Here is a 26,307-nt window from a genome sequence, read left to right as displayed (position 1 = left end):
CTTTTTAGCGAAAAACATCTCGCGAAAGCTTGACCGTGAACAGAGTATCTACAGGATAGGCATGGGATCAGGCCTTTTTGGTGCGAGGCAAGAAAATCGCCAACACACCCAGCAACGGCAGGAACGAACACAGGAAGTACACGTACTCGATGCCGTGAATATCTGCCAAATGCCCCAGCAACGCCGCGCCGATCCCGCCGAAACCGAACATCAAACCGAAGAACACCCCGGCAATCATTCCGACATTGCCCGGCACCAGTTCCTGGGCATACACCACGATGGCCGAGAACGCCGAAGCCAGGATGAAGCCGATGACCACGCTGAGCACACTGGTCCAGAACAGGTCGACATGCGGCAGCAACAACGTGAACGGCGCCACGCCAAGGATCGAGAACCAGATCACGGCCTTACGCCCGATCTTGTCACCGATCGGCCCACCGAAAAACGTCCCCGCTGCAACCGCGCCGAGAAACAGGAACAGATGCAACTGCGAGCTGGCCACTGAAAGGTCGAATTTTTCGATCAGGTAGAAGGTGAAATAACTGGTGAGGCTGGACATATAAAAGTACTTGGAGAACACCAGCAAACCGAGAACCACCAGCGCACTGATCACCCGCCCCTTGGACAGCCCGTGGGTTGCAGCCTGGCCTTGCTTGAGCTTGAACAGGTTCAGGTGATTGGCGTACCAGCGGCTGATCCGGTACAGCACGAACAACGCAAATACCGCGAACAACCCGAACCAGGCCACGTTGCCCTGACCGTAGGGAATGATGATCGCCGCCGCCAGCAACGGACCGAACGCCGAACCCGCATTGCCGCCCACTTGAAAAGTCGACTGCGCCAGCCCGAAGCGTCCGCCCGAGGCCAGTCGTGCCACACGAGAAGCTTCCGGGTGGAAGGTCGAGGAGCCAATGCCGATCAGCGCCGCCGCCAGCAGGATCATCGGGAAGCTGCCGACCACCGACATCATCACAATCCCCACCAACGTGCACACGGTGCCCGCTGGCAACAGCCACGGCTTGGGATGGCGGTCGGTGTGATACCCGACCCACGGCTGCAACAGCGAAGCCGTCAGTTGGAACGTCAGGGTGATCAACCCGACCTGGGTAAATGTCAGGCCATAGTTAGCCTTGAGCATCGGGTAAATCGACGGCAGTACCGACTGAATCAGGTCATTGATCAAGTGCGCCAGCGCCACTGCGCCGATGATGCGCATGACCAGAGGACTGCTTTGCGAAGGAGCGGAGGCCGGCACGGAACCGGTCTGGGCATTGCTGATAGCCATGGGGGTTTCCAGACAACGAAGGGTGCACACGAACAGTTGCGTCAATGTGCCATTTTTCGGTGCAGGAGCGCCATCCCCTTAGCCTGCTAACTACTTCAATTTTTCATCGCTAAAGAGGTGATAGCGCTGTGCCATGGTCTGAATCTTGCCTTCCTGTTCCGCTTCAACGCGGCCCTCTTACAAAGAGGGCCGAGAATGGGAAGTTTCGCCACAGAGTCGGCCTACAGAGCTGGCAATGGTGAACTTTCGAGGCCTTTTAAGGGGCACCGGTCGTGGTCTTACGAGTCACGACGCACGCCAATGGTGCGCGGTGTTCAAAGGAGTCACGGGGCATGCAGGCTTTTTTATCACCGGGGATCGGGCTGCTGGGGCGTTTCGGGTTTGCGCGCAAGTTCCAGCTGTTGTTTCTGCTGTTCATCCTGCCATTGGCCGGCAGCCTGTGGATGATCGGCCAGGATTATCGCGACAAACTGAATTTGATCTCAGGAGAACGTGCCGGGGTTCGTCAACTTCTCGCCCTTGATGCGCTGGACAACCTGCTTTCCGCCCAACGTGATCGTGCAGCCCGGTGGCGCGCAACGGAAACCAATCGCCAACCGACGCCTGCAACGCTGGCCGCCATGGCAGCCTTCGACGCGGTCCAGCCCGCCGTCACTCAGGCCGCTTCTGACCTTGGTGCAACGCTGCAAAAAGACCAGGCCAAGGATGAAACCTTGACGCGTTTTCAAACCCTGCAGTCGGCTCTCAACGGCCTCGACTCGAAAAGCCTCAGCAGCGTCGGTTGGTGGCCGGACGGTTACGATCGCTTCACCAACGCCTTGAGTGCGCTGCAAGCGTTGCGCGAGCAAATCGCCATGGACAATCGCCTGACACTCGCACCCTGGCTGGAAACGTACCTGCTGACACAGATTTCCACCCAGCACGCACCGGACCTGATCGAACGCGTCGGTCGCCTGGCCGCCGTGGGCCAGGCATCCGTGGTGTCTGGGCAGTTCACCTTGCAAAGTCGCCTGCAATTACGTGATCTGCGCAGCCGCATTGGAGATGCCAGGGAGCAACTGGCAAAAACGGCGGGACTGCTCGAGGCCCGCTTGCCCAGCGCCCTGCAAACCTGGGCCGATCAGTACCATGACAGCCTCAAGCACCTCGATTCAGGGTTGAAAGTCCTCGATGACGGCGTGTTCGGCGGCAGCATCAACCTCAAGCCCGAAGACTTTGAGCGCAGCCTGGACGCCCTGCTCGCCAACCTCGCGGCGTTGCGCCAGCAATCGCTGGAATCGCTGGACCAGCGTCTTGATTACTACCACGACTCGGCGATCCGTCAGTTCATCGTGGTGGCGAGCGTGTTTGGCTGCCTCTTGCTGGCGGCTTTGTACCTGTTCATTTGTTTGCAGGCGTCGATCCGCCGTAGCGCCAGCGGTATCACCCTGCTCGCCGAAGCCCTGCGCGACGGCAACCTGAGCCTGCAAGCGCCGGTTCAAGGTCGGGACGAATTGGCGGCCATCAGCACCGCGCTGAATGTTGCCGTGGTGCAGTTGCGCACCAGTTTGCTCGGTGTGGATCACGAAACCCTGCAATTGAGCAACGCCGTGCAAACCCTCAACCACCATTCCAGCGATGCGCTGGGCGAGGTCGAAGCCCAACAGTTGCAGATCAGTCAGATAGCCGCTGCGGCCACGCAATTGGCCGCGACCTCTCAAGGGGTGGCCCACAGTTGCGAGCAGGCTTCTGGCAGCGCTCAGCAGACTCAGCGCATTGCTGCCGACAGCAGTCGGGACAGCCTGCGTACGACGGCAAGTATTCAGGCGCTCAATCAGCGTCTGAACGACACCGCTGCGGCGCTGGGTCGGGTCAGTGAACAAGGGCAGCAGATCCAGTTGGTGGTCGACACCATTCGCGGCGTCGCCGAGCAGACCAACCTGTTGGCGCTCAACGCCGCCATTGAGGCCGCCCGTGCCGGCGAGCAGGGCCGTGGTTTTGCAGTGGTGGCCGACGAAGTGCGCAGCCTGTCACAACGCACGCAGACCTCGACCGCGCAGATCGCCGGTACGGTCGACAGTTTGCGCAGCACGGTGAACGAAGCAGTCAGCCTGATGGAAGCGGCGTGTGGCCAGGCGCAATCCGACGCCCTGGCCGTCACGGGCCTGGGCGAGCGCCTGGGGGAAATTGCCAGTGCAGTACAGGGCGTCACTGATACCCTGGCGCAGATTGCGACAGCCGTGGAGGAACAGGCCAGCACCGCCGACGAGGTCAGCGGCAACATCCAACAGGTCGATCAGGCCGCGGTGCGTTTACTCGAAGGTGCCCGTGCGGTAAACCACGCAGCCGACACATTGAGCCATGGCAGCAAGGCATTGAGTGCCAATACAGGCAGGTTTCAGCTCAATTGATGCCCTCCCCCGAGTGTTTTTTTCGGCTCAGGAGGATAAGCGGTTGAAAGCGTAGAGAAATATTTTAGATTTGTGCTTGACGCATCCCCGTTACCGGTGAATAATGCGCGCCACTTGGCTACATAGCTCAGTTGGTTAGAGCATAGCATTCATAATGCTGGGGTCCGGGGTTCAAGTCCCTGTGTAGCCACCAAGTACTAAAAACGGCTTACCGCAAGGTAGGCCGTTTTTTTATGCCTCGAGAAAACTGCGCCGCGGTGACAGGAGATCCTCAACCGCTGCGCTCGTCGATCAGGTTCGAACCGTCGGCAATGCAGACAGCGCTCGCTCCCAGATCTGCCAGGTCCGCAACCAGACCATCGCCTGCCAATCGTTGTCGGCAGGATAAAACTGCTCCAGCAGATTCAGCTTGATCTCGCGCCCTGTCGCATCACCTGGGTTGCCATGCAGATGCAGCCAATGATCATCACGCAGATGGCGATGCACGTCCGGGCCCGGATACGTCCCGCACTCAATGACAAACGGCATCAACCGCACCTGTGGCAGCGCATCGAGCAATGCCTGCGAGGTATAGCCGGTGGCCGTCGCGGCCACACCGGTTTCGCTCAAGGTGTCGGCGCCGGTTTGCAAACTGTAGAGCCACGGCCCATAGATCGCCTGCGCATCCGCCAGCGCCGGATAGGCAGACTCGGTTATGGTCAATAACATCGGATGCCCGTACTCACCGGCGCCGGTGTGCAGATCGAAACACATGACAACCTCGGCATGGCTCATGTGCTTTTGCATGATCCGGTGCAACGTGCGATTCGACCAACTCGGCACCAGCCCGCCATAAAACAGGCCATCGGGGTGAGCATGCTGTCCACCTTCGACGATCGACATCACCGCTGGCCAGCCGTGTCGCTCAACCTGTTCATCAAGCAACGCATCGGCCCGCTCCCGCTCGAGGCCTCGCAACTGCGTGCAGGCATAGATGTCATGCAGCGCGTTGTAAGCCTGGTTGTCCGGCAGTGGGCGCTGGAAGTTCAGGTGATTGCGGTTCAGGTCGATATTGTCTTCGTTGACCCGCCGCAGCCACGCCATGCCCCAAGGGTTGATTACATGGATCATCACCACAGCCACATCCGCCGGCAATGAGCGCTTGCCAAGTTCCTGCAGCCACTTGATCTGGCAACTCGAACCGTAAAAGCCTTCCACGCCATGGGTGCCGCTCAACGCGATCAACAATCGCTTGGCACCTGGATCCCCCAGCACCGCCACGTCAGTCGCCAGCGGTTCACCGAACGGCCCTCTGAGCGGATGAGCGTACTCGCTCAGCGTCGCACCCGCCGCGCTGGCCGCTGCCAGAAACTGTTCGCGCTGAGCTCGGTAACTTGGCTGCGTTGGAAACTCGGTCTGCATGTCTGCCTCTAGTTGGTTTTCTGACCTGCCTGTTGGCAATGACCCTACAGAAAATCCGCCCGATGATGAAGCACAATGCAATCTTTGCAGCGAGAGCCGGTTTGCGTCACCGCAAGACGGTAGATAAAGTCGCCGGAACGTTTATCTCACGGATGGAGTGCCCCACGTGTTCTCAGTTTTGCGCTTGAACCGCCATCGAGTGTCCGCCATTGCGCTGATCACCGCCGCGATAGCCCTCGGCGCCTGCAACAACGCATCGGTACCGACACTGCCGCTCGCACCGGAAAGCGCTTCCGGTTATCGCACCGATCTACAGACCCGCCACGCCTCGAAACACATGGCAGCCGCCGCCAATCCGCTGGCCGCCGAAGCCGGGCGCGAGATGCTGCGTCGCGGTGGTTCGGCCATCGATGCCGCGATTGCGATGCAAGCGGTATTGACGCTGGTCGAACCGCAATCGTCAGGCATCGGCGGCGGCGCCTTGATTGTGTTGTGGGATGGTAAAACCGTGCGCACCTACGACGGCCGCGAAACCGCACCGGCTGGCGCCACCGAGAAGCTTTTCCTGCAGGCCGATGGCCAACCCATGCCCTTCACCCAGGCACAGATTGGCGGCCGCTCGGTTGGCACGCCGGGCGTGTTGCGTGCGCTTGAACTGGCCCATCGCAAACACGGTCGCCTGCCATGGGCGCAACTGTTCGAACCGGCGATCGAATTGGCCGAGCAAGGTTTTGCCATCTCGCCACGGCTGCACGGGCTGATCGCCTCGGACTCGTCCATGGCTCGCTCCCCCGAGATGATGGCTTACTTTCGCAATGCCGACGGCAGCCCGAAAGCCAGTGGCACCCTGCTTAAAAATCCGCCGTTGGCAGCGTTGTTCCAACGTATCGCCAAGGAAGGACCGGACGCGTTGTACAAAGGCGCTGTCGCGCAGGAAATCGTGGCCAAGGTCCAAAGTCATGCCAATCCCGGCAGCCTGTCACTGGTCGATCTGGCCAACTACAACGCCAAGGAGCGCGCGCCCCTGTGTAGCGATTACAAACGCTGGCAGGTGTGCGGCATGCCGCCGCCGTCATCGGGCGGAATTGCCGTGGCGCAGATCCTCGGCACGTTGCAAGCCCTGGAGGCTCGCGATCAGCGCTTCGCACTCGCTGCGATGAAACCGTTGAAAACCAGCGCCCCTGCCGGCATCGAACCGTCCCCTGAAGCCGTGCACCTGATCTCGGAAGCCGAGCGCCTGGCCTATGCCGACCGCGCGCAATACGTGGCCGACACAGATTATGTGCCGGTGCCTGTCAAAGGCCTGATCGACCCGGCTTACCTGGCCAGCCGAGCCGCCATGATCGGCGATCGCAGCATGGGCACCGCCAAACCGGGCACACCGCCGGGCATTCAGGTCGCCTATGCGCCGGACCGTTCGCCTTTGCGCATTTCCACCTCGCAAATCGTCGCCGTCGATGATCAGGGCGGCGCGGTCTCGATGACCACCACCATCGAATCGGCATTCGGCTCGCATGTGATGGTTCAGGGCTTTCTGCTCAATAACGAAATGACCGACTTCTCATTCATCCCCGAGGAAAATGGGCAGAAGGTCGCCAACCGCGTCGAACCGGGCAAACGCCCCCGCTCCTCCATGGCCCCGACGTTGATCTTCGATCGTCAGAACGGCGAATTCCTCGCCAGCATCGGCTCCCCCGGTGGCTCGCAGATCATCGAATACGTCGCCAAATCCACTATCGGCCTGCTCGATTGGAACCTCGACCCGCAAACAGCAATCAACCTGCCCAACTTCGGCAGCCGCAACGGCCCGACCGAACTTGAACGCGGACAATTCAGCCCCATGCTGATCCAGACGCTGAAGGACAAAGGCCACAACGTGAACGAGATCGACATGACCAGCGGCACTCAGGCCGTGGTTCGGGTCAAGGATGCGCAAGGCAAAGCATCATTGGCCGGCGGCGCAGACCCTCGGCGCGAGGGTGAAGCGTTGGGGGATTAAATGCGACGATGTGGCAATGGAAGAGGGCTTACCGGGTGGTAAGCCCTTTCCAAGAGTATTCAGACATCAGGCCGGCATAGCCAAAATGATGTGCGGGTGACGTTGTAGTCCAGGCGCTTTCAACGACTGATTTTCAACGCCCGTCGCGCCTGATGCTTTTCCATCGCCAGTTCAATCAGCCGCGTAACCAGTTCTTTGTAGGTCATGCCCGCGGCTTGCCAGAGTTTCGGGTACATGCTGATACGGGTGAAACCGGGCAGCGAGTTGATTTCGTTGATCAGCACTTCTTCGCTGTCGGTCAGGAATACATCGACCCGCGCCAGCCCGGAACATCCGAGCACATGAAAAGCCTCGACCGCCATGGCCCGAATGCGCTCGCTGGCCTCGACGCTGATATCGGCCGGGACCACCACTTGCGCGGCCGTGTCGTCGATGTATTTGCTGTCGTAGGAATAAAACCCGTCGCGCACCACGATCTCGCCACAACCGCTGGCGATTGCCTGTTCGTTGCCAAGCACCGCGCATTCGATTTCACGACCGCTGACAGCCGACTCGACCAGCACCTTGTCGTCGAAGCCGAGCGCCAGCTCGACTGCCGCCACATACTCGGCTTCGCTGGTCACTTTGCTCACGCCTACGGAAGACCCCTGGTTCGCCGGTTTGACGAACAGCGGCAGACCCAGCTTTGTCGATACTTGCGCGAAACCGCTGCGGGCGGCAGTCGTGCGGGTCAGGGTCACGAACGGTGTGACCGCCAGGCCCGCATCACGCAGCAGGCGCTTGCTGATGTCCTTGTCCATGCACACCGCCGAACCGAGTACATCGGAACCCACAAACGGCAAATCAGCCATGCGCAGCAGGCCTTGCAGGCAACCGTCTTCACCGAGCGTGCCGTGGACGATCGGAAAGATCACGTCGACATGCCCCAGTAGTTCCTGATTGGAGGTTTCCACCAACTGCTGGCTGGCTTTGCCGGGCACCACCGCCAGCTCCCGGTTGGACTGATTGAGGGCAATCAGCGCCGGATTTTCCTGGTTCAGCAGAAAATTCGAAGGGTCGTTGAGATGCCAATGCCCTTGTTTGTCGATGCCGATGAGCACCGGTTCGAAGCGCGAACGGTCCAAGGCATCGACGATATTCTTCGCCGATTGCAGCGACACTTCATGCTCGGCCGAACGACCACCAAAAATAATCCCTACACGCAGTTTGCTCATTGCCTGGTCTCGAAGTGAATGTGCTTACGACTCGCGTTGCCGCACCTTACGACTGCAAAAGCTTGCCGTCCACTGGCTCGCCAATCGTCAAAAAGTGCCCACCGGCGACGTGGCGCAAGGTGCGCAACGCATCGTGGCCTTCAAAGTGCCAACGGCCGTCACTGAACACACGCTCGTCGGCCTGGGCGGCAATCACTTCAGCCCAAAGGGGCCGGACAGCGGTGGGAAGCGTTCATGGATGTCTGCTGCTGGGGAAAGAGCCGATTGTAGCGAGGTAAAATCCCGGAAATGAAAAGATCGCCGAAGCGATCTTTTCACGTACGTCACATCGCGCAGATCTTATGACGACAGCTGATTGGCAAACTGCCCCACTGCATTGACCACCTTCTGCGCGCCGTCCTGGATCTCGACAATCACCGTCCCCGCTTCCGCTGCCAGCGCCAGCCCCTGTTCGGCCTGCAGTTTGCTATCGGTCATCAGCGCCACAGCGTTGCGCGCCATGTCCTGGTTCTGACGCACCACCAACACGATTTCATCGGTGGCCTGGCTGGTGCGCGAAGCCAATTGCCGGACTTCGTCTGCCACCACAGCAAACCCTCGTCCCTGCTCACCGGCGCGGGCGGCTTCGATAGCGGCGTTGAGCGCCAGCAGGTTGGTCTGTTCGGCAATACCGCTGATGGTTTTGACGATTGTGCCTATCACCAGCGACTGCTCGTTCAGGGCTTCGATGCCATCGCCAGCGGTTTGCATGTGTTTGGCGAGGTCGCGCATCACATCCACCGCTTGCGTCACCACGGCCGTGCCGCGTTGTGCACTCTGGTCGGTTTGCTGCGACGTGCTGTAAGCGATGTTCGCCGCTTCGGCGACCGCTTGCTCCTGATTGACCTGATCGGTGATGACCGTGGCGAACTTCACCACCTTGTAGAGCTTGTTGTTGGCATCGATCACTGGGTTGTAGGACGCTTCCAGCCAGACTGTACGACCATGGCTGTCGATACGCTTGAAACGACCTGTGACGTACTCACCTGCATTCAAGCGGCGCCAGAAGTTCTGGTATTCGGCGCTGTTGTACTCGTCCGGCAGGCAAAAAGTACGGTGATGTTTACCTTTGATCTGCGCCAGGCTGTAACCCATGCCCGAGAGAAACCGGTCATTGGCGGTCAATACGTTGCCATTGAGGTCGAACTCGATCACCGCCGTCGAGCGCACCAGCGCGCCGATCAGGTTTTCATGTTCGCGGGAGGCCTCGATGGTGCGGGTCAGGTCGCTGGAGAAAATCGAAAAGTGCCTGATCCGACCGTCAGCCGAGCGAACCGGCTGAAAGATCGAACGCAGCCACGCTTCCTGCCCGTTTCCACGCAACAAACGCACGGTGCCGGCAAAGTGTTCGCCGCGGGTCAGGGCGTTATTGAAACGCCGTTGGAATTCGTCGTTCTTCACATGCTCCGGGGCGATGTCGTCGATGTGCCGGCCGATCAGCTCGTTGCTTTTGTAGTGCATCTCGCTCAGGAAATTCTGATTGACCGACTGCACCCGGCCATCCGTATCAAGGGTCAGCACCAGCATCTCGCTTTCCAGACTTTCCTTCACTTGCTGAAGGCTGGAGAGTTCTTCACGAAGAGCCGACAGCTCCTGCTTCAAGCGTTTATTGAACATGGGGATGCACCGATGGACTGGATAGAAAGCGATATGCAGCCTAGCCATCGGCCTTGCAGGTCTTTTCTGAAGAGCGTTTGAGTTTTGTCCTACAAAAATAGTTGCCACACGTGGGCAAGCTTGTCAGTCAGGCAGTGCCGGGCGCCGGACAATGTCCAACGCCGGGCATACGCGCACCGAAGTACGCTGCGCTGCCCACCCCCACCGCGCCCATCACTGCACAGAAAATCACGCAGATCCATGGGCTCCACGGCATCAGACCGATCAACAACAATGGGGTAATACTTGCCCAGGCGGCGTAGGCAATGTTGTAGGTAAAGGAAATGCCCGAGACACGAACCCGCGCTGGAAACAGGCTGACCATGACCGAGGGCACCGCGCCGACCACCCCGCACCCGAGCCCCGCCACGGCGTAGGCCAGACCGATCCAATCACCACCGCTGATCAGGCAGCCATAGAGCACGCCGATGCCCAGCGGCAGCAGCAGGCTGTACAACATCACCGTACGCCAGGCGCCAATGCGGTCGACCAGCCAACCGGCAAGCACGCATCCGATGTTCAGAAAGACGATGCCCAATGCGCTCAAGGCGAACGTATGACTGGCGGTCATGCCGAAGGTTTTCTGCATCATGGTCGGGGTGATGACCACGAACACCACCACTGCCGAAGTCAGCACGCAGGTGAGGATCATCGCCGGCAGCATGGCCAGCCGATGTTCACGCAGGACCGCCCGCAACGGCAGCTCGACAGTCTCTTCGCGCCGAGTCTGCATAGCCATGAACACCGGGGTTTCGCTGAGCCAGCGACGCAACCAGACACCGATCACGCCGAATGCGCCACCCAGCAGGAATGGGTAACGCCAGGCGAAGTCGAGGATCTCTGCCGGCGTAAACGCCTGCGCGAGGAACGTCGCCGTCAAAGCGCCAAGCAGATAGCCAAAGGTCAGCCCCGCCTGCAAAAAACCCAAGGCATAGCCGCGATGGCCGACCGGCGCGTGCTCGGCGACAAACACCCACGCGCTCGGCACCTCACCGCCCACCGCCGCGCCCTGGAGAACCCGCAGGGCCAACAGCAGCAGTGGTGCGAAGTAACCGATTTGCGCATAGGTCGGCATGATCCCGATCAGCAGGCACGGCAGCGCCATCATCAGGATGCTCAGGCTGAAGACCTTCTTGCGTCCCAACCGGTCGGCAAAATGCGCCATCAGGATGCCACCCAGCGGCCGCGCCAGATAACCGGTGACAAAGATGCCGAAACTTTGCAGCAGGCGCAGCCACTCAGGCATTTCCGGTGGAAAGAACAGCTGACTCAACGTCAGCGCGAAAAATACGAAAATGATGAAGTCGTAGATTTCCAGCGCCCCGCCGAGCGCTGCAAGCCCCAGGGTCTTGTAGTCCGAGCGGCTGAACGGCGCCGGGCGTGAATCAGTGTTGGCAGTCATGAAAAGAACTCTGGCACAGGCATAAATCAAGGCGCCCATGGTCTACGCAAACGCGCCAGCGGACAACCCGTTAGACCAAAGTCCCATAGCCACAAAACAGCGCCGCAAAAAAACAGTGGTTGAATTAATGTTGAGGTCTGTCCAGACGGGCGTCTGACGCCCTGAAGACCACTACAAACATAAAAATTCGAGGTATTCCCGTGGCCGCTGATATCGAAGATACCCGCTCCGCCCGCTTCGCCCTGCGCTGTTCAAGTTTTGCCGAACGCTGGTTCCCCGACTCCTGGGTGTTTGCCGCCCTGGCGGTGATTATCGTGGCGGTGGCCACCATGGCCATGGGTGCCAAACCTACGGACGCCGCCATGGCCTTCGGTGACGGTTTCTGGAGTCTGATCCCGTTCACCATGCAGATGGCTTTCGTGGTGATCGGCGGTTATGTGGTCGCCAGCTCGCCACCGGCCGTGAAGTTGATCGACCGCCTGGCGAAGTTGCCGAAAAACGGCCGCTCCGCGGTGGCATGGGTGGCGCTGATCTCTATGGTCGCGTCGCTGTTGAACTGGGGGTTGTCGCTGGTTTTTGGCGGTTTGCTGGTACGCGCCCTCGCCCGTCGCACCGATCTGAAAATGGACTATCGCGCTGCAGGTGCCGCCGCGTATCTGGGGCTTGGCGCGGTGTGGGCCTTGGGCCTGTCGTCGTCCGCAGCACAATTGCAGGCCAACCCGGCGAGCCTGCCACCGTCGATTCTGTCGATCACCGGAGTGATTCCGTTCACCCAGACCATCTTCCTGTGGCAGTCAGGCGTGATGCTGCTGGCGCTGATCGTTATTTCGCTGATCATTGCCTACGCCACCGCGCCGGGTCCGAACACCGCTCGCGACGCCGAGGCCTGCGGCGTCGACCCGAGTTTCAATTTGCCACCGCTGCAACCACGCACGCGTCCTGGCGAATGGCTGGAGCACAGCCCATTGCTGACCATTTTGCTGGTGCTCCTGGCCGCTGGATGGCTGTTCCATGAGTTCTCGACCAAACCGGCGATCAGTGCGATTTCCGGGCTGAACACCTACAACTTCCTGTTCATCATGCTCGGTGCATTGCTGCACTGGCGCCCGCGCAGCTTCCTCGACGCCGTGTCCCGTGCGGTTCCGACCACCACTGGCGTGCTGATCCAGTTCCCGCTGTACGGTTCGATTGCCGCGCTGATGACCACGGTCAAGGGTGCCGATGCGCAGACACTGGCCCATCACATCTCGACCTTCTTCGTCAGCATCGCGTCCCATGACACTTATGCGCTGCTGATGGGTGTGTATTCGGCGATTCTCGGCTTCTTCATTCCATCCGGCGGCGGCAAGTGGATCATTGAAGCGCCGTACGTGATGCAAGTGGCCAACGACCTCAACTACCACCTGGGCTGGGCGGTGCAGATCTACAACGCCGCCGAAGCCCTGCCGAACCTGATCAACCCGTTCTACATGCTGCCGTTGCTGGGTGTACTCGGGTTGAAGGCGCGGGATCTGATCGGTTTCTCCTTCGTGCAATTGCTGGTGCACACACCACTCGTTCTGTTACTGCTCTGGGCGCTGGGCACGACACTGGCGTATACGCCGCCGGTGATGCCGTAAAAAGCTTTTTTCTGCCTGGTCCCGCATGAGCACGCGGGGATCAGGCAGAAAGCCTGTCGATTAGTGAGTCGAACGAACCCGACAGACTGAAAGCCGCCTTCCTACAAAAGCTGTGGCGATATCACACTCATTACAGGCGCAAGTCCTGACTCTTGCTGCCAGCAGTGTTGAATTAACCTGTCTCGGAGAATCAAACCCCAAAACTCAAGGAAGAAGCGATGACACCAATATCCAAAACACTGGAAGCGTTGATCAATGAAATCTACCAGGATGGCAACGTCTCGGTAGTTGAGTACAGGACACTGCGAGACGATGCAGATCGCCGTATGGACGCGGTCATTCGCGAGTTTGGCCAGCACAACAATGTGACGGCCTTTCAGAAAGCAATGGATGTCGCCATGCAGCTATTGCAAACCGCCGTTATCGATGCAAAAAAAGCCGCACTGACCGACACCGGAGAGGCGATCGTCAAGGACGCGGTCGTCGCACAAGTCGAATACCTGCGCGCCGGCAGCCAATTGGCGCTGCGCCTTCTGTGATTGGCTGATCCGGAACCAGCCCGCAAATACAAGTTGCGGGCTGAACTGTATTTCTTCGAAAAAATGCTCGAGGCCTACTTTTCTGAGGCAATGCGTTGCTCCAGTATGCGTGTATCCGTAACGGGACCACGCTGAAAAGGATCTGAGCATGATGAAACTCGCAAGCCTCACTCTTGCAGCCCTCACCTTGAGTGCCACAGCCCATGCCGATATCAACCTGAAGCTGGGCAGTACCGAACGCGTTACCCGCCTATTCGCCTACCCCAACAACTGCAACGTGATCTGCTTTCGCAACTGGACGCTTGAGCAAACCGTCGAGCACTATCTGACTCAAAGCGTGCAACGCGATGGCTACAGCGATGCGAAGGTGTTGGTCAAAACAGACAACGCTCAGCTTTACGCCGAAATCACTGGCGTACCCAAACGTTATGAAAAGCCCCTGGCCGCGCTGCTTGACGCGGGTGACCTGGCCTACAACGGCGCCAGCAAACTGAATGCCGACGGCAAGTGGGCGTATAACTGGTATCTGTTCCTGCCGCTGGGCATGGCGCTGGAAAACCGCAGAAGCGTCGAGCTACTGCACTTTCCGCCGGACTATTCGCTGACCCAGGCTCAGGATTACCTGCGGTCTGCCACCACTGATCGCTGGGCGACGCTGCTGACAGTCAACGGCGTTCCTGCCGAACAAACGCCGGGTTACCAGACAATCATCGATATCGCCCCGATTGCCGCACCGTCCAACGCCGGCAAGGACCTTGAGGGGGTCTATGGCTACTTCAAGGATTACCAGGCCACGATGGTCAAACAGATCAGCCTGAACGCCAGCGGCGAGCCCCTGCCAATGGTCGCCTTCGGCACACCGGTGCGAAACTGGGTCAAGGAGCAATACGGTCCGACGGTGAATGTGTTGAGCCTGGTCTACATCAGCCCGAACGATGGAGTGAAAGTCCCCGTTCTAGGCGCTAATCACCCGAGCTACATTTGGTACGCCGCGGACCCGGCGAATTACACGGGCACCGATGCCAAGGCCAAGGCCGATGCGGCGGGGCTCAAAGTCATGGGCCAGGATCTGAGTACTTCGTGTTGGCAAGCGACTATGGGCCGTGAGTCGGACACCAATGCTGATGTCGAGCTGAAAAGCTGCACACAAATGTGGCAAGTGGCCCAGAAAGATAAAACCTGTGAGCTGTTCTACACCTCGATTCGCAACCTGACGCCTCAACAAGCCGTGGCCAAATGCGCGTCGGCAACGATCCAGGCCCAGCTCAAACAACTCAAGGCGCCAGCACCGGCAACGGCAATCCCCGCGCCAGCGCTGTAAGTGGAAGTCAGCGCACGGGCGGCGCCGACGACCAGATGTTTGCCACACTGGCGTCGGCAACGCCGCCGCTGATCGGTTTACAGCGGTTCGAACGGGCGCAGGCGGTACTGCGGCGGCAGCTGCTCGAAACCACTGATGGTGGTGTTCAGGCTTTTCCAGCGGCCGTCCTTGATCCCATAGATGCAACCGTGAATCGACAGGCTCTGCCCGCGATGCCAGGCATTTTGCACAATGCTGGTGTGCCCGACGTTGGCCACTTGCTGGATCACGTTCAGCTCGCAGAGACGGTCGACCCGCTCTTCCTCAGTCGCCAACGCAGCCAGTTCTTCACGCTTTTCGTAGTACAGATCACGAATCGAGCGCAGCCAGCCGTCGATCAGGCCGAACTGACGGTCCTGCATCGAGGCGCGCACGCCACCGCAGCCATAGTGGCCGGTCACCAGGATGTGTTTGACCTTGAGTACATCGACCGCGTACTGAATCACCGACAGACAGTTGAGGTCGGTGTGCAGCACCACGTTGGCCACATTGCGGTGGACGAATAGATCGCCCGGCAGCATGCCGACGATTTCGTTGGCCGGCACCCGTGCGTCGGAACAGCCGATCCACAGGAACTCGGGAGTCTGTTGGCGAGCCAGCTTGGCGAAGAAGTCAGGATCCTTTTTAGTGATCGCGTCAGCCCAGCGCTCGTTGTTATCAATCAGATCTTGTAATTCGTTCATGCTTTGAAGCCTCAAGAATGGTGCGCAGTTTTGACTGACAACCGTCCGTCGGGGTCACGCGCAAAATGCAGTTGTTCTCCAGTTACCTGCTGCAGGGCTCCATGCCGGTGGAATTCTCGGTAACCCAATGGGTCCACCCTAGTAAGGCCCACAGTATGAGGAATTACCATGACTGAATCACGCCGTCCTTACGATGCAGTGCAACCAGAGCCCATCGATGACAACGAAGATCGCATGGGTTCGATGAACGAACTGGACTTCGATGATGACGAACCCAGCGCAAAAATCGGCGACGAGTTGCCGGACAAGGAGCGCGAGCAACTGATGCCACGCCAGCGCGTGCGCGAAGCCGGCATGACTGGCGCCTCGACGGGCGACCACGAACCCACTGACGACGATATGAGCCCGGAAACCTTGATCCGCGAAGACGGTGCCAGGGATGCCAATGAAGCCGGCAACGGCAATCAGGCTGATTGGGACTTGAGCATCGTCGATGAAGACGACATTGGCGGTGGCGACGGGCTGGATGAAGCGGAGATGGCGCAGCGCGATCCACTGGACCGCAAGCGCTGATTTTTTGTGGCGAGGGAGCTTGCTTCCGTTCGGCTGCGCAGCAGTCGCCAGATGCCCGCCCGCCTCACAAGGGAGCGCCTTGCGGCCCGGCGCGAGCAAGCTCCCTCGCCACAATGGTGATTCAGTCCACCAGCGTACAGGCCATCACCACTGCATCTTCACGCCCGCCCACCGCCGGGTAGTAATCCCGCCGACGGCCGATTTCGTTGAAGCCATAGCGTTCGTACAATTTGAACGCGGCGGTATTGCTGTCGCGCACCTCCAGAAAACATTCTCGAGCGTCAGCCTTGTAGGCAATCGACATCAGATGCTCCAGCAACGTCAAACCCAGGCCACGGCCCTGATTTTCCGGTTTGACGGTGATGTTCAGCAGGTGCGCCTCGTCGAGGATGATCTGCACCACACCGTGGCCGACCTGCTGCTGACCTTCAAACATCAGCCAGATCTGGTACTTGCCCAGCCCGTCGAGAAAAATTCCGCGGGTCCAGGGATGGCTGTAGGCCGCGTATTCAATCTTCAGAACAGATTCCAGGTCCGCCTCGATCATCGGGCGGAACGATACCGCGTCACTCATTCGATTCTTTCCAACGCGCCATCAGCCGACGCATGGCTTGCCAGACATCAGCCTTACGCTGTGGCTCTTCCATTAATAATTCCAGGCCCGGCACCGCCCAGGCGCAGCCCAGGCCTTCGATCTGCAGTTCCCGGTTGAAGGACTCGGCATCCGCCTCACCGGCGAAACGCACCGCGGGCAGGCCGATCAGCCACACACAGACGCACGGTGCATCTTCCAGCCGGGCCGAGAGAAAACCCTGAACAAAATCGCGCGCAGCTTCCGGACCTTGATCCATCGTGCCGCGCACCAGTAATGGCCAGCGTACTGGCTCACCGACAATCTGCGGGCTGTCCGGCAGACCGGCGGCGCGCAGCATGTCCTTGAGCAGCAGATAAGCGGGGTCGCGGGCCTGAAACGCCTCGCCTGTGGGTAACTCGACCAGCAGCAGGCAACGCCCGGCGCGCAGCAACTGCAAGGCGAAGCGCGGTGGCGGCACAATCGGTGCCTTGACCACGAGCGGCGCTTCTACAGCCTCTTCCACCGCTACGGCACCGGTACGCGTGCTCGCAAGCGATGGCCGTGGCACCTCGACCTTGACCCGTTCAGCCGGTTTGACCACTGGTGCCACGGGCACTTCAGCCACGGCAGCCGGTGCCAGAGGCGCGACGACCATCGGCTCGGGCATTTCCAGCAGTTCGGGCCGCGACGGGGCGGCAAAGGGTAATTCGGTGCGCGGCAGCCAGTTGACCACCTGCATGGCGTTCAAATAAGCGCGACGGCGGGACTCGATAAGCAAAGGTCGGCCACTTGTGGATAACTAAAGTTGAGGGATTCTACCGCCCTTCGCCCAAGATCGCCCGCAGTTGATCGACAGACTGCACCGATAGTCTTTGCACCAGTGAAAAAAGGCGACAGCCTGTCCCGAGAGTGAATCGCATCGCGCCCAATGCAGTACAATCGCGGCTTTTAATCGCCAACAGCCGGCCATTCCGATGATCGAACCCAAGCGCGTCTTGCGCGCCCTCGCTGAACACTGGGCACTTCTGGAGCCACTGTGCGAGCACTTCGACCAAGGCACACTGAGCCTCAACGAATTGCGTTCACAGTTGGCCGCCCAGCAACTCGACAGTACGCCGCAGGACATCACCAGCCTGCTGGATGTGTGGATTCGCCTCGATATTCTGGTTCCCGTGGCGAAAAGCCCGAACCGTTTCGAACTAAACGCGCAGATTCACGACTTCCTCGCCTATCTGCGCCGTGAACACCGTCTGGGCCTTTGCCTGGAGATCGAAGCCTATCTGCGCCACCTCGAGCGTCTGGCCGGTTACATCCAGGATGCATTCGATATCCGTGACGGCAATGACCTCGCCCGTCAGTTGCGTCTGCTCGACATGCGCGTCCGTGACGTACTGAAAAAGCTCGATAACGACGAACAGGCACTGGTGGCTGTCGCCGAACGGGCGAAAACCAGCGACCGACAGATTCCGCTGCGCCAGCGTTACGCTGAAGTGCTGGCGACCTGGGACGAATACGTCGAACCGATGATCGATCTGGTGAACGCCGACGGCGCCTTCGAACAAGGCGTGCGCAAGGTCGAGACCGTCCTGCTGAAGATGCTCAGCGAACAGCAGCGGCTCGGCCACCTGGTCGATGACGACATGCTGCTGCGCACCCACGCGCGCATCCTCGAAATGCAGACCAGCGCCCAATTGACCCTGCGTCACGCCCGCGAACTGCTGCTGCCGCTGCGCGAAGAAGCACGTCGACATAACGCGGTGACCCGTGGCGCCGCGCTGGCGCTGTCGATGATCCGCCGCAAAGGCATCGACGCCGTACCGCAAGCGGCCATGCCGATGTTCACCCGCCCGCAAAGCACCTTTCTCGGCAGCGCCAGTCAGGTCGAGGCCTACGTGTACGCTTTGGCCCGTTTCGAACCGAAACCGGCGCGCTTTCCCAAGGCGCACAAAACCCACAAGGGCGGCGATGCCCCGCGTGCGCCACGCACGGTCCGGGAAATGCTCGAGCGCTGCGAGGACGCCTTGCCGATGCCGGATCTGATGACCTGGCTGCTGGAACAGGAACCGGACGGCGCCACCGACGAATTGCTGTACTGGTTCTCGCGCCTGTCGAGGGAAAAACGCTTCAAGCGCGAACGCCTGGAACGTCGCGACTACTTCACACATGAGCACCAGGTCAGCCTGCGCTCCTTCGCCCTGCTCTCGGCCGGCCCTGACGCTACCGAGGATTCTGCGAGCACCCCTTATGCATCTTGATCTATCCGAACTGTCCCAACTGGCGCCGATCTTCCGCGAGCTGTTCAAGGGTTACCATGTCAGCCGCCGCGATCCGGAGCTGTACGCTCAGCTGTCGAACTTTCAGGACCAGTACCGCACACTCTTCAAGGCACTGGGTTTTGAACTGGTCTGCGACACCCGTGGTTTCTACTATTTCGTACCGGACCTCGCCGCTGCCGCGGTAAACAAGACGGCCCAGCGCCTGGCGCTGTTCACCTTCATCCTCGTCGAGCATCTGGCCGATCAGGGGCGCGATCCGATCGCCGTGCTCGACGGTGGGAGCCTCGGTCGCGACGAACTGCCATCGTTGCTGGAAAAGTACCGCGACCTGTTCATTCAGGCCGAAGTGCAGACCCAGGACGAACTCGAAGAAAAGATCATGCGCCGCATGACCCAACTCGGTTTCGCCAGCGAAGAAAACGGCGTTTACCGCTTTCTGCCGCCGATGCACCGCTTCCTCGACGTCTGCCTGTCGGTCCAGCAAGACCGAGACCTGGCCGCCAGCCTGCACAGCGTCTTGCCACTGCCCGTGCCGGTGCTGATCGACGAAGACAGCGACGAAAAACTGCTGCAGACCGACGACCCGCTGGACCTGAGCGAATTCGAAAGTGAAAGCGAAGAAGACGCCCTGGCCCGCGCCATTGCCGAAGAACAGGAGCTCGACGCATGAGCAAGGAACGTTACGGCATCCGCCGCTTTGCCCTTCTGAACACCGCCGGCTACAGCCTCGGCCTGTTTCCGCTGGAAGAACCGTTGTCGGTCTACGGCGCGAACAACCTCGGTAAATCCGCTTCGATCAACGCCTTGCAGTTCCCGATTCTGGCGCGCATGTCGGACATGAGTTTCGGCAAGTACAGCCTGGAACAATCCCGGCGTTTCTACTTCGCCTCGGACACCAGTTACATTCTGGTGGAAGTGAACCTGCCCCACGGCCCACACGTGATCGGCGTGGTCGGGCGCGGCCCGGGCGGTGGTTTCGGTCACCAGTTCTTCGCCTACGCCGGTAAGCTCGATCTGGCTCATTACCAGAAAAACGACACCTGCCTGCGTCAGAAAGAACTGTTCACCAACCTCGAGCGCGAAGGCCTGAAAGCCTATGAACTCAAGCCTGATGAACTGCGTCGTCTGCTGGTCGGTGGTCACACATCGATTCCGCTGGACCTGACACTGATTCCGCTGCGCTCCACCAGCGAACAGAGCCTGAAGACGTTCCGCGCGTTGTTCATCAACCTGCTGCACATGCGTGAAATTACCGCGGCCAAGCTCAAGCAATTGTTCCTCGATGCGTTCGAGCACAGCCTGCGTTCCGGTAGCGTCGATTACATTGCCGCGTGCGAAGAAGCCTTCCGCGATGTACGACGGATGGAGCAGGACTACAACTCGCTGGTCGCCGCCGGCCCACTCGTCGAAGCGTTGGCCAATGGCGTGAAGCAGCGCGACATCCTGCGCGGCAAGCTGCACCGGATTTCGCCACTGCTCGATTCCCTGCTGGGCACCTGGTCGGACTACGCCAGTGCGCGCAAGGAAGAGCTGACCATTCAGGCCGAGCATTACCGCAACGAGCAGGACGCCCTGCAAAACGATCAGCGTGGCGGCACCCAGGAATTGATGCGTCTGGAGCGGGAAATCACCGGCATCCAGCGCTGGCTCGGCGAACTGGCGGTGCTCAAGCACCGCTTTGCCCTGGTCGATGACGTCAAAGTGCTGGAGCAGCAATTGCTCGCGGCCAAAGACGCTCACGATGAACTGGCCGGTGCTCTGGCTCAGTCGCGCCAGTTCAGCGCCGAAGATCTGGAAGAGCGCCTGCGGGAGCTGGAAAAACGCCTGAAGTCGGTCAAGCAGCAACTCGACCATGCCGACAACAACAGTTATGCGCGCCTGCGCGAAGAGTTCTCGCAGCAGGACGTCGAGCGCCTGATGCGCCTGTTCAACAGCGCATTGTTCAGCCTGCCATTGGGCGAGCACGGCATCACCCTCGACGAGAACGGCGACTGGGTGAAATCCGTGGAACTGATCCTCGACGGTTTCAAAGGCGAGCGCTTCGAAGTGCCGGGCCTGTCCATCGACATCTCGCACATCGAGCCGCCAGCCTTGCAGGCGCTGGCCGACCGTGCAGCGCTGCGCGATCAGAAAGAGCGTCTGGACAAAGAACTCAAGCAACTGAAAACCCAGCAAGCCGTGGCTGCCGACCGCGCCGCGAGCAAGACCCAGACCGAAGCGCTGTACCAGCAAGTGCTGGACGCGCAGAAAGCCCTGGAAGATTTCCGTCGCGCCCAGACCTTGAGCGCTGAAGAAGGCGACAAACTGGAACAACTCGCGCAAATGGAAGCGGCGCAGGACGAGCTGAAGCGCTCCAGCGATGCGTTCACCGAGCGCGTCCAGCAACTGTCGGCCAAGCTGCAACTGGTCGGCCGCCAGATCGGCGACATGGAAGCCAAGCAACGCACCCTCGACGACGCATTGCGCCGCCGCCAGTTGCTGCCGGCGGACTTGCCCTTCGGCACGCCGTTCATGGACCCGATCGACGACTCCATGGACAACCTGCTGCCACTGCTCAATGACTATCAGGACAGCTGGCAAGGCCTGTTGCGCGCTGATGGCCAGATCGAAGCGCTGTACGCGCAGGTCCGCCTCAAGGGCGTGGCCAAGTTCGACAGCGAAGACGACATGGAGCGTCGCCTGTCACTGCTGATCAACGCCTACGCGCACCGTACCGATGAAGCCCTGACCCTGGGCAAGGCCCGTCGTGCCGCCGTAACTGACATCGCCCGCACCTTGCGCAACATCCGCAGCGACTACGACAGCCTCGAGCATCAACTGGCGCTGTTCAACCGCGAGATCAACAAGCGTCAGGTGTCCAACCTGCAGAGCTTCCGCATCGTGCTCGCTCCCAACAAGGAAGCGCTCAAGCACATCGACCAGATCATCCACAGCGCCGGTCAGTACGAAGAAGGCGAAACCCTGTCGGTGTTCGACCTCAGCCAAAGCGCGGAACAGGACAACAAGAACGAAGAGGCCAAGGAATATCTGGCTCGACTGGTGGCGGCCAACCACAACCAGCTCGGCCTCAAGGACTTGTTCGAACTGGCGTTCGAGATCACCAAGGTCAACGGTCAACCGGTGATCCACACCGACATCGATGGCGCGGCCTCCAACGGCACCACCATGACCATCAAGGCGCTGACCAACATGTACTTGTTGCTGCACTTGATGGACCGCGACCTGGCCGGGCGTGTGCGCTTGCCGTACTACCTCGACGAAGCCGCGGACATCGATGAGAAGAACCAGGCTGCATTGCTGGAAACCAGCCTGCAACTGGGCTTCGTGCCGATCCTCGCGAGTGTGAAACCGCAGGTTTGCGCCAGTGTCGCGATCGACCTGGAAGGCGGCAGCGGTCCGGCGGGCATCTACATCGACGAGGCGGACTGGAAGTACATCCGTCGTCACGATCAAGTGAAGGCAACGCTCAACGTTGCAGCGGATGAGCCGGAACTGGATGCGGTTTGATCCGGTTTAGTCGAAGGCATTAAAAAGGCCGCGATCCAATGGATCGCGGCCTTTTTCATTCTTGCCGGCTTACTTGCCGAGGGAAATTTTCGGTGCCCAGGTCAGCCATTCCTCTTCGAACTTGTCGAACAACGGGAACGTCTGTTCCGGCCGCACGGCGCTGCCCATCCGCTCACCATCCGGCGTGGCAAACGCAACGCCGCCCTGAATCATGGTTTCCAGCGACTCGGTACGCACCGTCGCGCCTTTGAAAAGACCGACATCGAAATCAAACCCGCTGGTATTCCAGAAGCGTGTACCGCTACGCACCAGCGGCGCATATTTAGGCTCGATCAGGATGTGGATCAGCACGCGGTCCGCCGTCTGGCCCAGCTCATACCCCGTCACCTTACCCACGGTGATTTCGCGATAGGTCACCGGCACCCCGGCTTTCAACGAACCTCGGCGGGCAGCGCTCAGTACCAGGCTTAATCCGGCTTCAGCCTTGGCGGTTTCGGGTGGACTGGACAGAGCCACAAAGTTTTTCTGCGGGCCGAGGTTCTTCGCGGCTGGCTGCACTTCGATGTATTGCCCAGTCACCAACGTTTCAAGGTTGGATGTCTTGATCAGCCCCAACTCAGGCTTGACCACCCAGAACTCGCTGCCAACTCGCGCGATGCGCTCGGGTACTTCGGTGATGCGTGCCGTCAGCAGTACCGATTGAAGATCATCACTGAGGTCAACGTTCTCGATCTTGCCGACATCCAGACCCTTGAAGCGAATGGGAGTCCCTGCTCGCAACCCATCGGCGCGATCGACCTTGATCGTGATCACCGCGCCTTTCTGATTGGCTTCCTCATGGCTGGCGAACAGGCGGAACCGCGGAATCCGTTTCTGCAATGGCGCATTGGCCTGCGGTGTTTCAAAGGCAATGCCGCCAGCCATCAGGCTTTGCAGCGACTCACTCTTGACTTGAATACCGCCGGTCAACCCGCCCGTCAGCGTGATACCGCTGGCATTCCAGAACCGCGTCGAGGCGTTGACCAGGTTTTCGTACTCCTTCTCGATGTGGACGCCGATCACCAACTGGTTTCTTTTACGCGAGAACTGGTAGCTCTGTACCGACCCGACTTTCACCTGTTTGTAGAGAATCGGGCTGCCGACTTCCAGCGAACCAAGGTTCTCGGTGAACAACACCAGGTGCAGACCCGGCGAGCGCAGATCCAGCGGCGGCGCCTTGGGCCGCGCGACGAACTCACGTTGCGGCGCTGCACCTTTGTCACCGGGGCGCACTGCAATGTAATTACCTTTGACCAATGCCTCCAGGCCGGTAATGCCGGCCAACGAAATGGACGGCTTGACCACCCAGAACTGCGTGCCGTCGACCAGGTAATCCTCGGCCAGCGGGTCCAGCGTCAATTCGGCGCTGGCGGCGGAGAGATCCGGATCAACCTTGAGCGCCTTGAGCGTGCCGACCTGAATACCTTTGTACATGACCGGCGTACGACCAGCCTGTAAGCCTTCGAAGTCACTGAGCTTGACCTTGACCTTGATACCCGCTGCCGCTGCATCGAAATCCTCATACAGACGGAACGGCAAGCTCGGATCAGTAGGCGGACTGTCCTTGCGGTTTTCCGGCGTTGCAAAGGCAATACCGCCAGCGACGATACTGGCCAGAGATTCGCTGCGTACCTTCACGCCTGACAGATTGGCATCGATGCTGATGCCGCTGGCGTTCCAGAAACGCGTGTGTTTACGCACCAGCTTGGCGTAAGTCGGCTCTATAAACACCTTGAGTTCAACGGTGCTCTGATCCTCGGAGAGCACGTAACTCTTGATCTGTCCCACTTTGATCTGCTTGTAGAACACCGGACTGCCACGGTTCAAAGAGCCCAGTCGATCGGCTTTGATCGTAAGGTGCAGGCCGGGTTGAGCATCGGAAAGCGGCGGCTCTTCGGCCAGTGCCTTGAACTTGCGAGTGGGCTCGCCTTCACCGGGGCTGATCGCCACATAGTTACCCGAAACCAGCGTTTCCAGGCCGGTGATACCAGCGAGCGTCACACTCGGTTTGACCAACCAGAAACGCGTGCTGGTCCGAAGATATTGCTCGACATCCTTGTTCATTTCGACGGTGGCGATGACGCCCTTGGAACTCCCTTCATCATCGAGCTTGAGGGTTTTCACCTTACCTACCGACATGCCCTTGTAAACCACTTCGGTCTTGTTGGCCTGGATACCTTCGCCGCTCTCGAAACGCACCTGTATCTCGATGCCGTTCTCGTTATAGGCACGCCAGCCGAGCCAGCCGCCAATAATCAGGGCGATCAGAGGTAACACCCAAATGGCTGACCAGTTCGAGGCCGGTCGGGTTTTCGCTACAGGCAAATCAGTCATGGTCGTCGTCCGACTCCGTGTTATCCCAAATCAGTCGGGGATCGAAAGTTACTGCGGCAAGCATCGTCAGAATTACCACGCTGGCAAAAGCGACCGCACCAGGATTGGCTTCAATGCTGGCAAGCCGCCCAAAATTAACGACCGCCACCAGGATGGCGATCACAAAGATATCGAGCATCGACCATCGCCCGATGAATTCAATAAAGCGGTACATCCAGATGCGTTGACGGGCCGACAAGGGTTGACGGCGCTGCACCGAAAACAGCAGCAGGCCAATACCCACGAGTTTGAACGTCGGGACCACGATACTGGCGATAAACACCACGGCCGCAATGGGGAACATTCCGTAGTGAACCAGTTCGATCACACCGGCCATGATCGTGCTGGGCGCACCTTTGCCAAGGGAATTGACGGTCATGATCGGCAACATATTGGCCGGTATGTAAAGAATGGCAGCCGTAATCAGCAAGGCCCAGGTCCGAACCAGACTATTCGGGCGGCGGGCGTGAACCAATGCTCCGCAGCGTGTACAGACTTGCTCATCGGTATCAGCTTCCTGCCTGTTCAACTCATGACATTCCGCACAAATCAGAATGCCTGCATCAATCGCCCGCATGGGCATCTTCTCCTGACAAAGCCTGCCAGATCTGGTGAGGTGACATGACGACCTCCAACCAGACCTGAATCAGCAACAAACCAATAAAGCACGCCAGACCAAGTCCTACGGTGATTGCTGCCATATCGGCCAGTTTGACGATCGCCACCAATACGCCCATGAGGTACACCTCAAGCATTCCCCAGTCGCGCAAGTGGTGATAAATGCGGTAGAGCAGCAAGCCGTAACTGCGCCCGATATTGAAACGGATGCTCAGTAATACGATCAGTTGACACAGCAGCTTGAGCAGCGGAATGGCCATGCTGCACAGAAACACGATCACTGAAACGCTTTGCATGCCTGTGTCAAAAAGCGCGACCACACCACTCCAGACAGTGTCGTGAGCCGATTGCCCGAGTAGATTGAGTTGCATGATGGGTAAAAAGTTCGCCGGGATGTACAACAGCAGCGCCGCTATGACCAGGGCAAGACTTCGCTGCACGACGTTGTGACGGTGGGCATAGAGTTCATAGCCACAGCGCGGGCACAGGGCTTTCTCGCCATGAGCGAGCTCGGGCTTGCGCATCAGCAAATCGCACTCATGGCACGCAACCAGATTTTCTAGTGGTAATTCTGACAGCCCTGGGGTGTCAACCGGCTCTGGCATAAGCCCTCTGAATCTGAAAAAGTTGGACCTATTCTAGTGTCCTGGGTGGAAAATAACTGTGCAAATTTGTGTCGCGCATGACACGTTTTTCTTGCGCACAAAAACAAAACCCCAACTGCTTTCGCAATTGGGGTTTCGGAATTTAATCTTGACGA

At 59.4% G+C, this 26,307-nt stretch carries 20 protein-coding genes, 1 tRNA gene and 1 pseudogene; 10 read left to right on the top strand and 12 right to left on the bottom strand.

Going from position 1 to position 26,307, the window contains the following annotated elements; all coding sequences use genetic code 11:
• Window positions 1–67 precede the first annotated feature (67 nt).
• Window positions 68–1,285: an MFS transporter gene (locus D8U73_RS07050; RefSeq protein ID WP_056853279.1), complete on the bottom strand. Its 1,218-nt coding sequence runs from the start codon at window positions 1,283–1,285 to the stop codon at window positions 68–70.
• A 332-nt stretch (window positions 1,286–1,617) separates the two neighbouring features.
• Between D8U73_RS07050 and D8U73_RS07045 the strand changes: the two genes are divergently transcribed.
• Complete coding sequence (locus D8U73_RS07045; protein WP_130904054.1) at window positions 1,618–3,675, top strand: methyl-accepting chemotaxis protein; 2,058 nt, start codon at window positions 1,618–1,620, stop codon at window positions 3,673–3,675.
• 116 nt (window positions 3,676–3,791) lie between these two features.
• Window positions 3,792–3,868, top strand: a tRNA-Met gene (locus tag D8U73_RS07040).
• A gap of 98 nt (window positions 3,869–3,966) precedes the next feature.
• On the opposite strand, the gene D8U73_RS07035 is transcribed toward D8U73_RS07040, so the two are convergent.
• Complete coding sequence (locus D8U73_RS07035) at window positions 3,967–5,076, bottom strand: DUF2817 domain-containing protein (protein WP_130904053.1); 1,110 nt, start codon at window positions 5,074–5,076, stop codon at window positions 3,967–3,969.
• A gap of 166 nt (window positions 5,077–5,242) precedes the next feature.
• On the opposite strand from D8U73_RS07035, the gene ggt reads away from it, so the two are divergent.
• A complete protein-coding gene (gene ggt / locus D8U73_RS07030) occupies window positions 5,243–7,075 on the top strand; it encodes a gamma-glutamyltransferase (protein WP_130904052.1) in 1,833 nt (610 codons plus the stop codon).
• A gap of 119 nt (window positions 7,076–7,194) precedes the next feature.
• Here the strand turns inward: ggt and ddlA are convergent, their stop codons facing one another.
• From ddlA to D8U73_RS07010, 4 genes and pseudogenes are all read right to left on the bottom strand, one after another.
• Window positions 7,195–8,289, bottom strand: coding sequence for a D-alanine--D-alanine ligase (gene ddlA, locus D8U73_RS07025; protein WP_130904051.1), 1,095 nt, complete (start codon window positions 8,287–8,289; stop codon window positions 7,195–7,197).
• Between the two features lie 46 nt (window positions 8,290–8,335).
• Window positions 8,336–8,491, bottom strand: a pseudogene (locus D8U73_RS07020) (flavin reductase); the annotation flags it as partial.
• 137 nt (window positions 8,492–8,628) lie between these two features.
• Window positions 8,629–9,945 (bottom strand): PAS domain-containing methyl-accepting chemotaxis protein, encoded by a 1,317-nt coding sequence (locus D8U73_RS07015; protein WP_056853284.1) that lies wholly within the window; start codon window positions 9,943–9,945, stop codon window positions 8,629–8,631.
• A 127-nt stretch (window positions 9,946–10,072) separates the two neighbouring features.
• Window positions 10,073–11,386 (bottom strand): MFS transporter, encoded by a 1,314-nt coding sequence (locus tag D8U73_RS07010; RefSeq protein WP_130904050.1) that lies wholly within the window; start codon window positions 11,384–11,386, stop codon window positions 10,073–10,075.
• A gap of 200 nt (window positions 11,387–11,586) precedes the next feature.
• Between D8U73_RS07010 and D8U73_RS07005 the strand changes: the two genes are divergently transcribed.
• From D8U73_RS07005 to D8U73_RS06995, 3 genes are all read left to right on the top strand, one after another.
• Window positions 11,587–13,005, top strand: coding sequence for a TIGR00366 family protein (locus tag D8U73_RS07005; RefSeq protein ID WP_056853286.1), 1,419 nt, complete (start codon window positions 11,587–11,589; stop codon window positions 13,003–13,005).
• A gap of 218 nt (window positions 13,006–13,223) precedes the next feature.
• Window positions 13,224–13,544: a hypothetical protein gene (locus tag D8U73_RS07000; protein ID WP_056853287.1), complete on the top strand. Its 321-nt coding sequence runs from the start codon at window positions 13,224–13,226 to the stop codon at window positions 13,542–13,544.
• A 148-nt stretch (window positions 13,545–13,692) separates the two neighbouring features.
• The gene (locus D8U73_RS06995) at window positions 13,693–14,865 is read left to right on the top strand and encodes a hypothetical protein (RefSeq protein ID WP_130904049.1); all 1,173 of its coding nucleotides are present in this window, start codon (window positions 13,693–13,695) and stop codon (window positions 14,863–14,865) included.
• Between the two features lie 77 nt (window positions 14,866–14,942).
• Here D8U73_RS06995 and can read toward each other — a convergent pair whose 3' ends face one another.
• The gene (can, locus tag D8U73_RS06990; protein ID WP_056853289.1) at window positions 14,943–15,587 is read right to left on the bottom strand and encodes a carbonate dehydratase; all 645 of its coding nucleotides are present in this window, start codon (window positions 15,585–15,587) and stop codon (window positions 14,943–14,945) included.
• A 168-nt stretch (window positions 15,588–15,755) separates the two neighbouring features.
• Between can and D8U73_RS06985 the strand changes: the two genes are divergently transcribed.
• A complete protein-coding gene (locus D8U73_RS06985) occupies window positions 15,756–16,160 on the top strand; it encodes a serine kinase/phosphatase (RefSeq protein WP_130904048.1) in 405 nt (134 codons plus the stop codon).
• 121 nt (window positions 16,161–16,281) lie between these two features.
• Here D8U73_RS06985 and rimI read toward each other — a convergent pair whose 3' ends face one another.
• Both rimI and D8U73_RS06970 read right to left on the bottom strand, forming a co-directional pair.
• Complete coding sequence (rimI, locus tag D8U73_RS06975; RefSeq protein ID WP_056853291.1) at window positions 16,282–16,734, bottom strand: ribosomal protein S18-alanine N-acetyltransferase; 453 nt, start codon at window positions 16,732–16,734, stop codon at window positions 16,282–16,284.
• The gene (locus tag D8U73_RS06970; RefSeq protein WP_130904055.1) at window positions 16,727–17,473 is read right to left on the bottom strand and encodes an energy transducer TonB; all 747 of its coding nucleotides are present in this window, start codon (window positions 17,471–17,473) and stop codon (window positions 16,727–16,729) included. The genes rimI and D8U73_RS06970 overlap by 8 nt, the downstream gene beginning before the upstream one ends.
• 235 nt (window positions 17,474–17,708) lie before the next feature.
• Between D8U73_RS06970 and mksB the strand changes: the two genes are divergently transcribed.
• Genes mksB through mksF form a run of 3 tightly spaced genes read left to right on the top strand, consistent with a single transcriptional unit; the run spans window position 17,709 to window position 22,517 of the window.
• Window positions 17,709–18,989, top strand: coding sequence for an Mks condensin complex protein MksB (gene mksB, locus D8U73_RS06965; protein WP_056853293.1), 1,281 nt, complete (start codon window positions 17,709–17,711; stop codon window positions 18,987–18,989).
• Complete coding sequence (mksE, locus tag D8U73_RS06960) at window positions 18,979–19,680, top strand: Mks condensin complex protein MksE (protein ID WP_056853294.1); 702 nt, start codon at window positions 18,979–18,981, stop codon at window positions 19,678–19,680. The genes mksB and mksE overlap by 11 nt, the downstream gene beginning before the upstream one ends.
• Window positions 19,677–22,517 carry an Mks condensin complex protein MksF gene (gene mksF, locus D8U73_RS06955; protein ID WP_056853295.1) on the top strand — a complete coding sequence of 947 codons (2,841 nt, stop codon included), beginning with the start codon at window positions 19,677–19,679 and terminating at the stop codon, window positions 22,515–22,517. The genes mksE and mksF overlap by 4 nt, the downstream gene beginning before the upstream one ends.
• A gap of 69 nt (window positions 22,518–22,586) precedes the next feature.
• Here mksF and D8U73_RS06950 read toward each other — a convergent pair whose 3' ends face one another.
• Genes D8U73_RS06950 through D8U73_RS06940 form a run of 3 tightly spaced genes read right to left on the bottom strand, consistent with a single transcriptional unit; the run spans window position 22,587 to window position 26,152 of the window.
• A complete protein-coding gene (locus D8U73_RS06950) occupies window positions 22,587–24,890 on the bottom strand; it encodes an MlaD family protein (RefSeq protein ID WP_130904047.1) in 2,304 nt (767 codons plus the stop codon).
• The gene (locus D8U73_RS06945) at window positions 24,883–25,506 is read right to left on the bottom strand and encodes a paraquat-inducible protein A (RefSeq protein WP_056853297.1); all 624 of its coding nucleotides are present in this window, start codon (window positions 25,504–25,506) and stop codon (window positions 24,883–24,885) included. The genes D8U73_RS06950 and D8U73_RS06945 overlap by 8 nt, the downstream gene beginning before the upstream one ends.
• Window positions 25,493–26,152 (bottom strand): paraquat-inducible protein A, encoded by a 660-nt coding sequence (locus D8U73_RS06940; RefSeq protein WP_130904046.1) that lies wholly within the window; start codon window positions 26,150–26,152, stop codon window positions 25,493–25,495. The genes D8U73_RS06945 and D8U73_RS06940 overlap by 14 nt, the downstream gene beginning before the upstream one ends.
• Between the last annotated feature and the right edge of the window lie 155 nt (window positions 26,153–26,307).

The organism is Pseudomonas sp. Sample_22 (assembly GCF_004307635.1).
Classification (GTDB): domain Bacteria; phylum Pseudomonadota; class Gammaproteobacteria; order Pseudomonadales; family Pseudomonadaceae; genus Aquipseudomonas.
The sequence above is the reverse complement of the archived record's forward strand: the minus strand, read 5'-3'. Positions and strand labels throughout refer to the sequence as shown.

Excerpts from the sequence above, each read along its gene's own strand:
- D8U73_RS07015 (WP_056853284.1), bottom strand. The coding sequence starts at position 9,945 with ATGTTCAATAAACGCTTGAAGCAGGAGCTGTCGGCTCTTCGTGAAGAA.
- D8U73_RS07035 (WP_130904053.1), bottom strand. The coding sequence starts at position 5,076 with ATGCAGACCGAGTTTCCAACGCAGCCAAGTTACCGAGCTCAGCGCGAA.
- D8U73_RS06985 (WP_130904048.1), top strand. The coding sequence starts at position 15,756 with ATGACTGAATCACGCCGTCCTTACGATGCAGTGCAACCAGAGCCCATC.
- D8U73_RS07045 (WP_130904054.1), top strand. The coding sequence starts at position 1,618 with ATGCAGGCTTTTTTATCACCGGGGATCGGGCTGCTGGGGCGTTTCGGG.
- ddlA (WP_130904051.1), bottom strand. The coding sequence starts at position 8,289 with ATGAGCAAACTGCGTGTAGGGATTATTTTTGGTGGTCGTTCGGCCGAG.
- D8U73_RS06995 (WP_130904049.1), top strand. The coding sequence starts at position 13,693 with ATGATGAAACTCGCAAGCCTCACTCTTGCAGCCCTCACCTTGAGTGCC.
- mksE (WP_056853294.1), top strand. The coding sequence starts at position 18,979 with ATGCATCTTGATCTATCCGAACTGTCCCAACTGGCGCCGATCTTCCGC.
- mksB (WP_056853293.1), top strand. The coding sequence starts at position 17,709 with ATGATCGAACCCAAGCGCGTCTTGCGCGCCCTCGCTGAACACTGGGCA.
- D8U73_RS07010 (WP_130904050.1), bottom strand. The coding sequence starts at position 11,386 with ATGACTGCCAACACTGATTCACGCCCGGCGCCGTTCAGCCGCTCGGAC.
- D8U73_RS07050 (WP_056853279.1), bottom strand. The coding sequence starts at position 1,285 with ATGGCTATCAGCAATGCCCAGACCGGTTCCGTGCCGGCCTCCGCTCCT.
- rimI (WP_056853291.1), bottom strand. The coding sequence starts at position 16,734 with ATGAGTGACGCGGTATCGTTCCGCCCGATGATCGAGGCGGACCTGGAA.
- D8U73_RS07000 (WP_056853287.1), top strand. The coding sequence starts at position 13,224 with ATGACACCAATATCCAAAACACTGGAAGCGTTGATCAATGAAATCTAC.
- mksF (WP_056853295.1), top strand. The coding sequence starts at position 19,677 with ATGAGCAAGGAACGTTACGGCATCCGCCGCTTTGCCCTTCTGAACACC.
- D8U73_RS06950 (WP_130904047.1), bottom strand. The coding sequence starts at position 24,890 with ATGACTGATTTGCCTGTAGCGAAAACCCGACCGGCCTCGAACTGGTCA.
- can (WP_056853289.1), bottom strand. The coding sequence starts at position 15,587 with ATGAACGAATTACAAGATCTGATTGATAACAACGAGCGCTGGGCTGAC.
- D8U73_RS06970 (WP_130904055.1), bottom strand. The coding sequence starts at position 17,473 with ATGCAGGTGGTCAACTGGCTGCCGCGCACCGAATTACCCTTTGCCGCC.
- D8U73_RS06940 (WP_130904046.1), bottom strand. The coding sequence starts at position 26,152 with ATGCCAGAGCCGGTTGACACCCCAGGGCTGTCAGAATTACCACTAGAA.
- D8U73_RS06945 (WP_056853297.1), bottom strand. The coding sequence starts at position 25,506 with ATGCGGGCGATTGATGCAGGCATTCTGATTTGTGCGGAATGTCATGAG.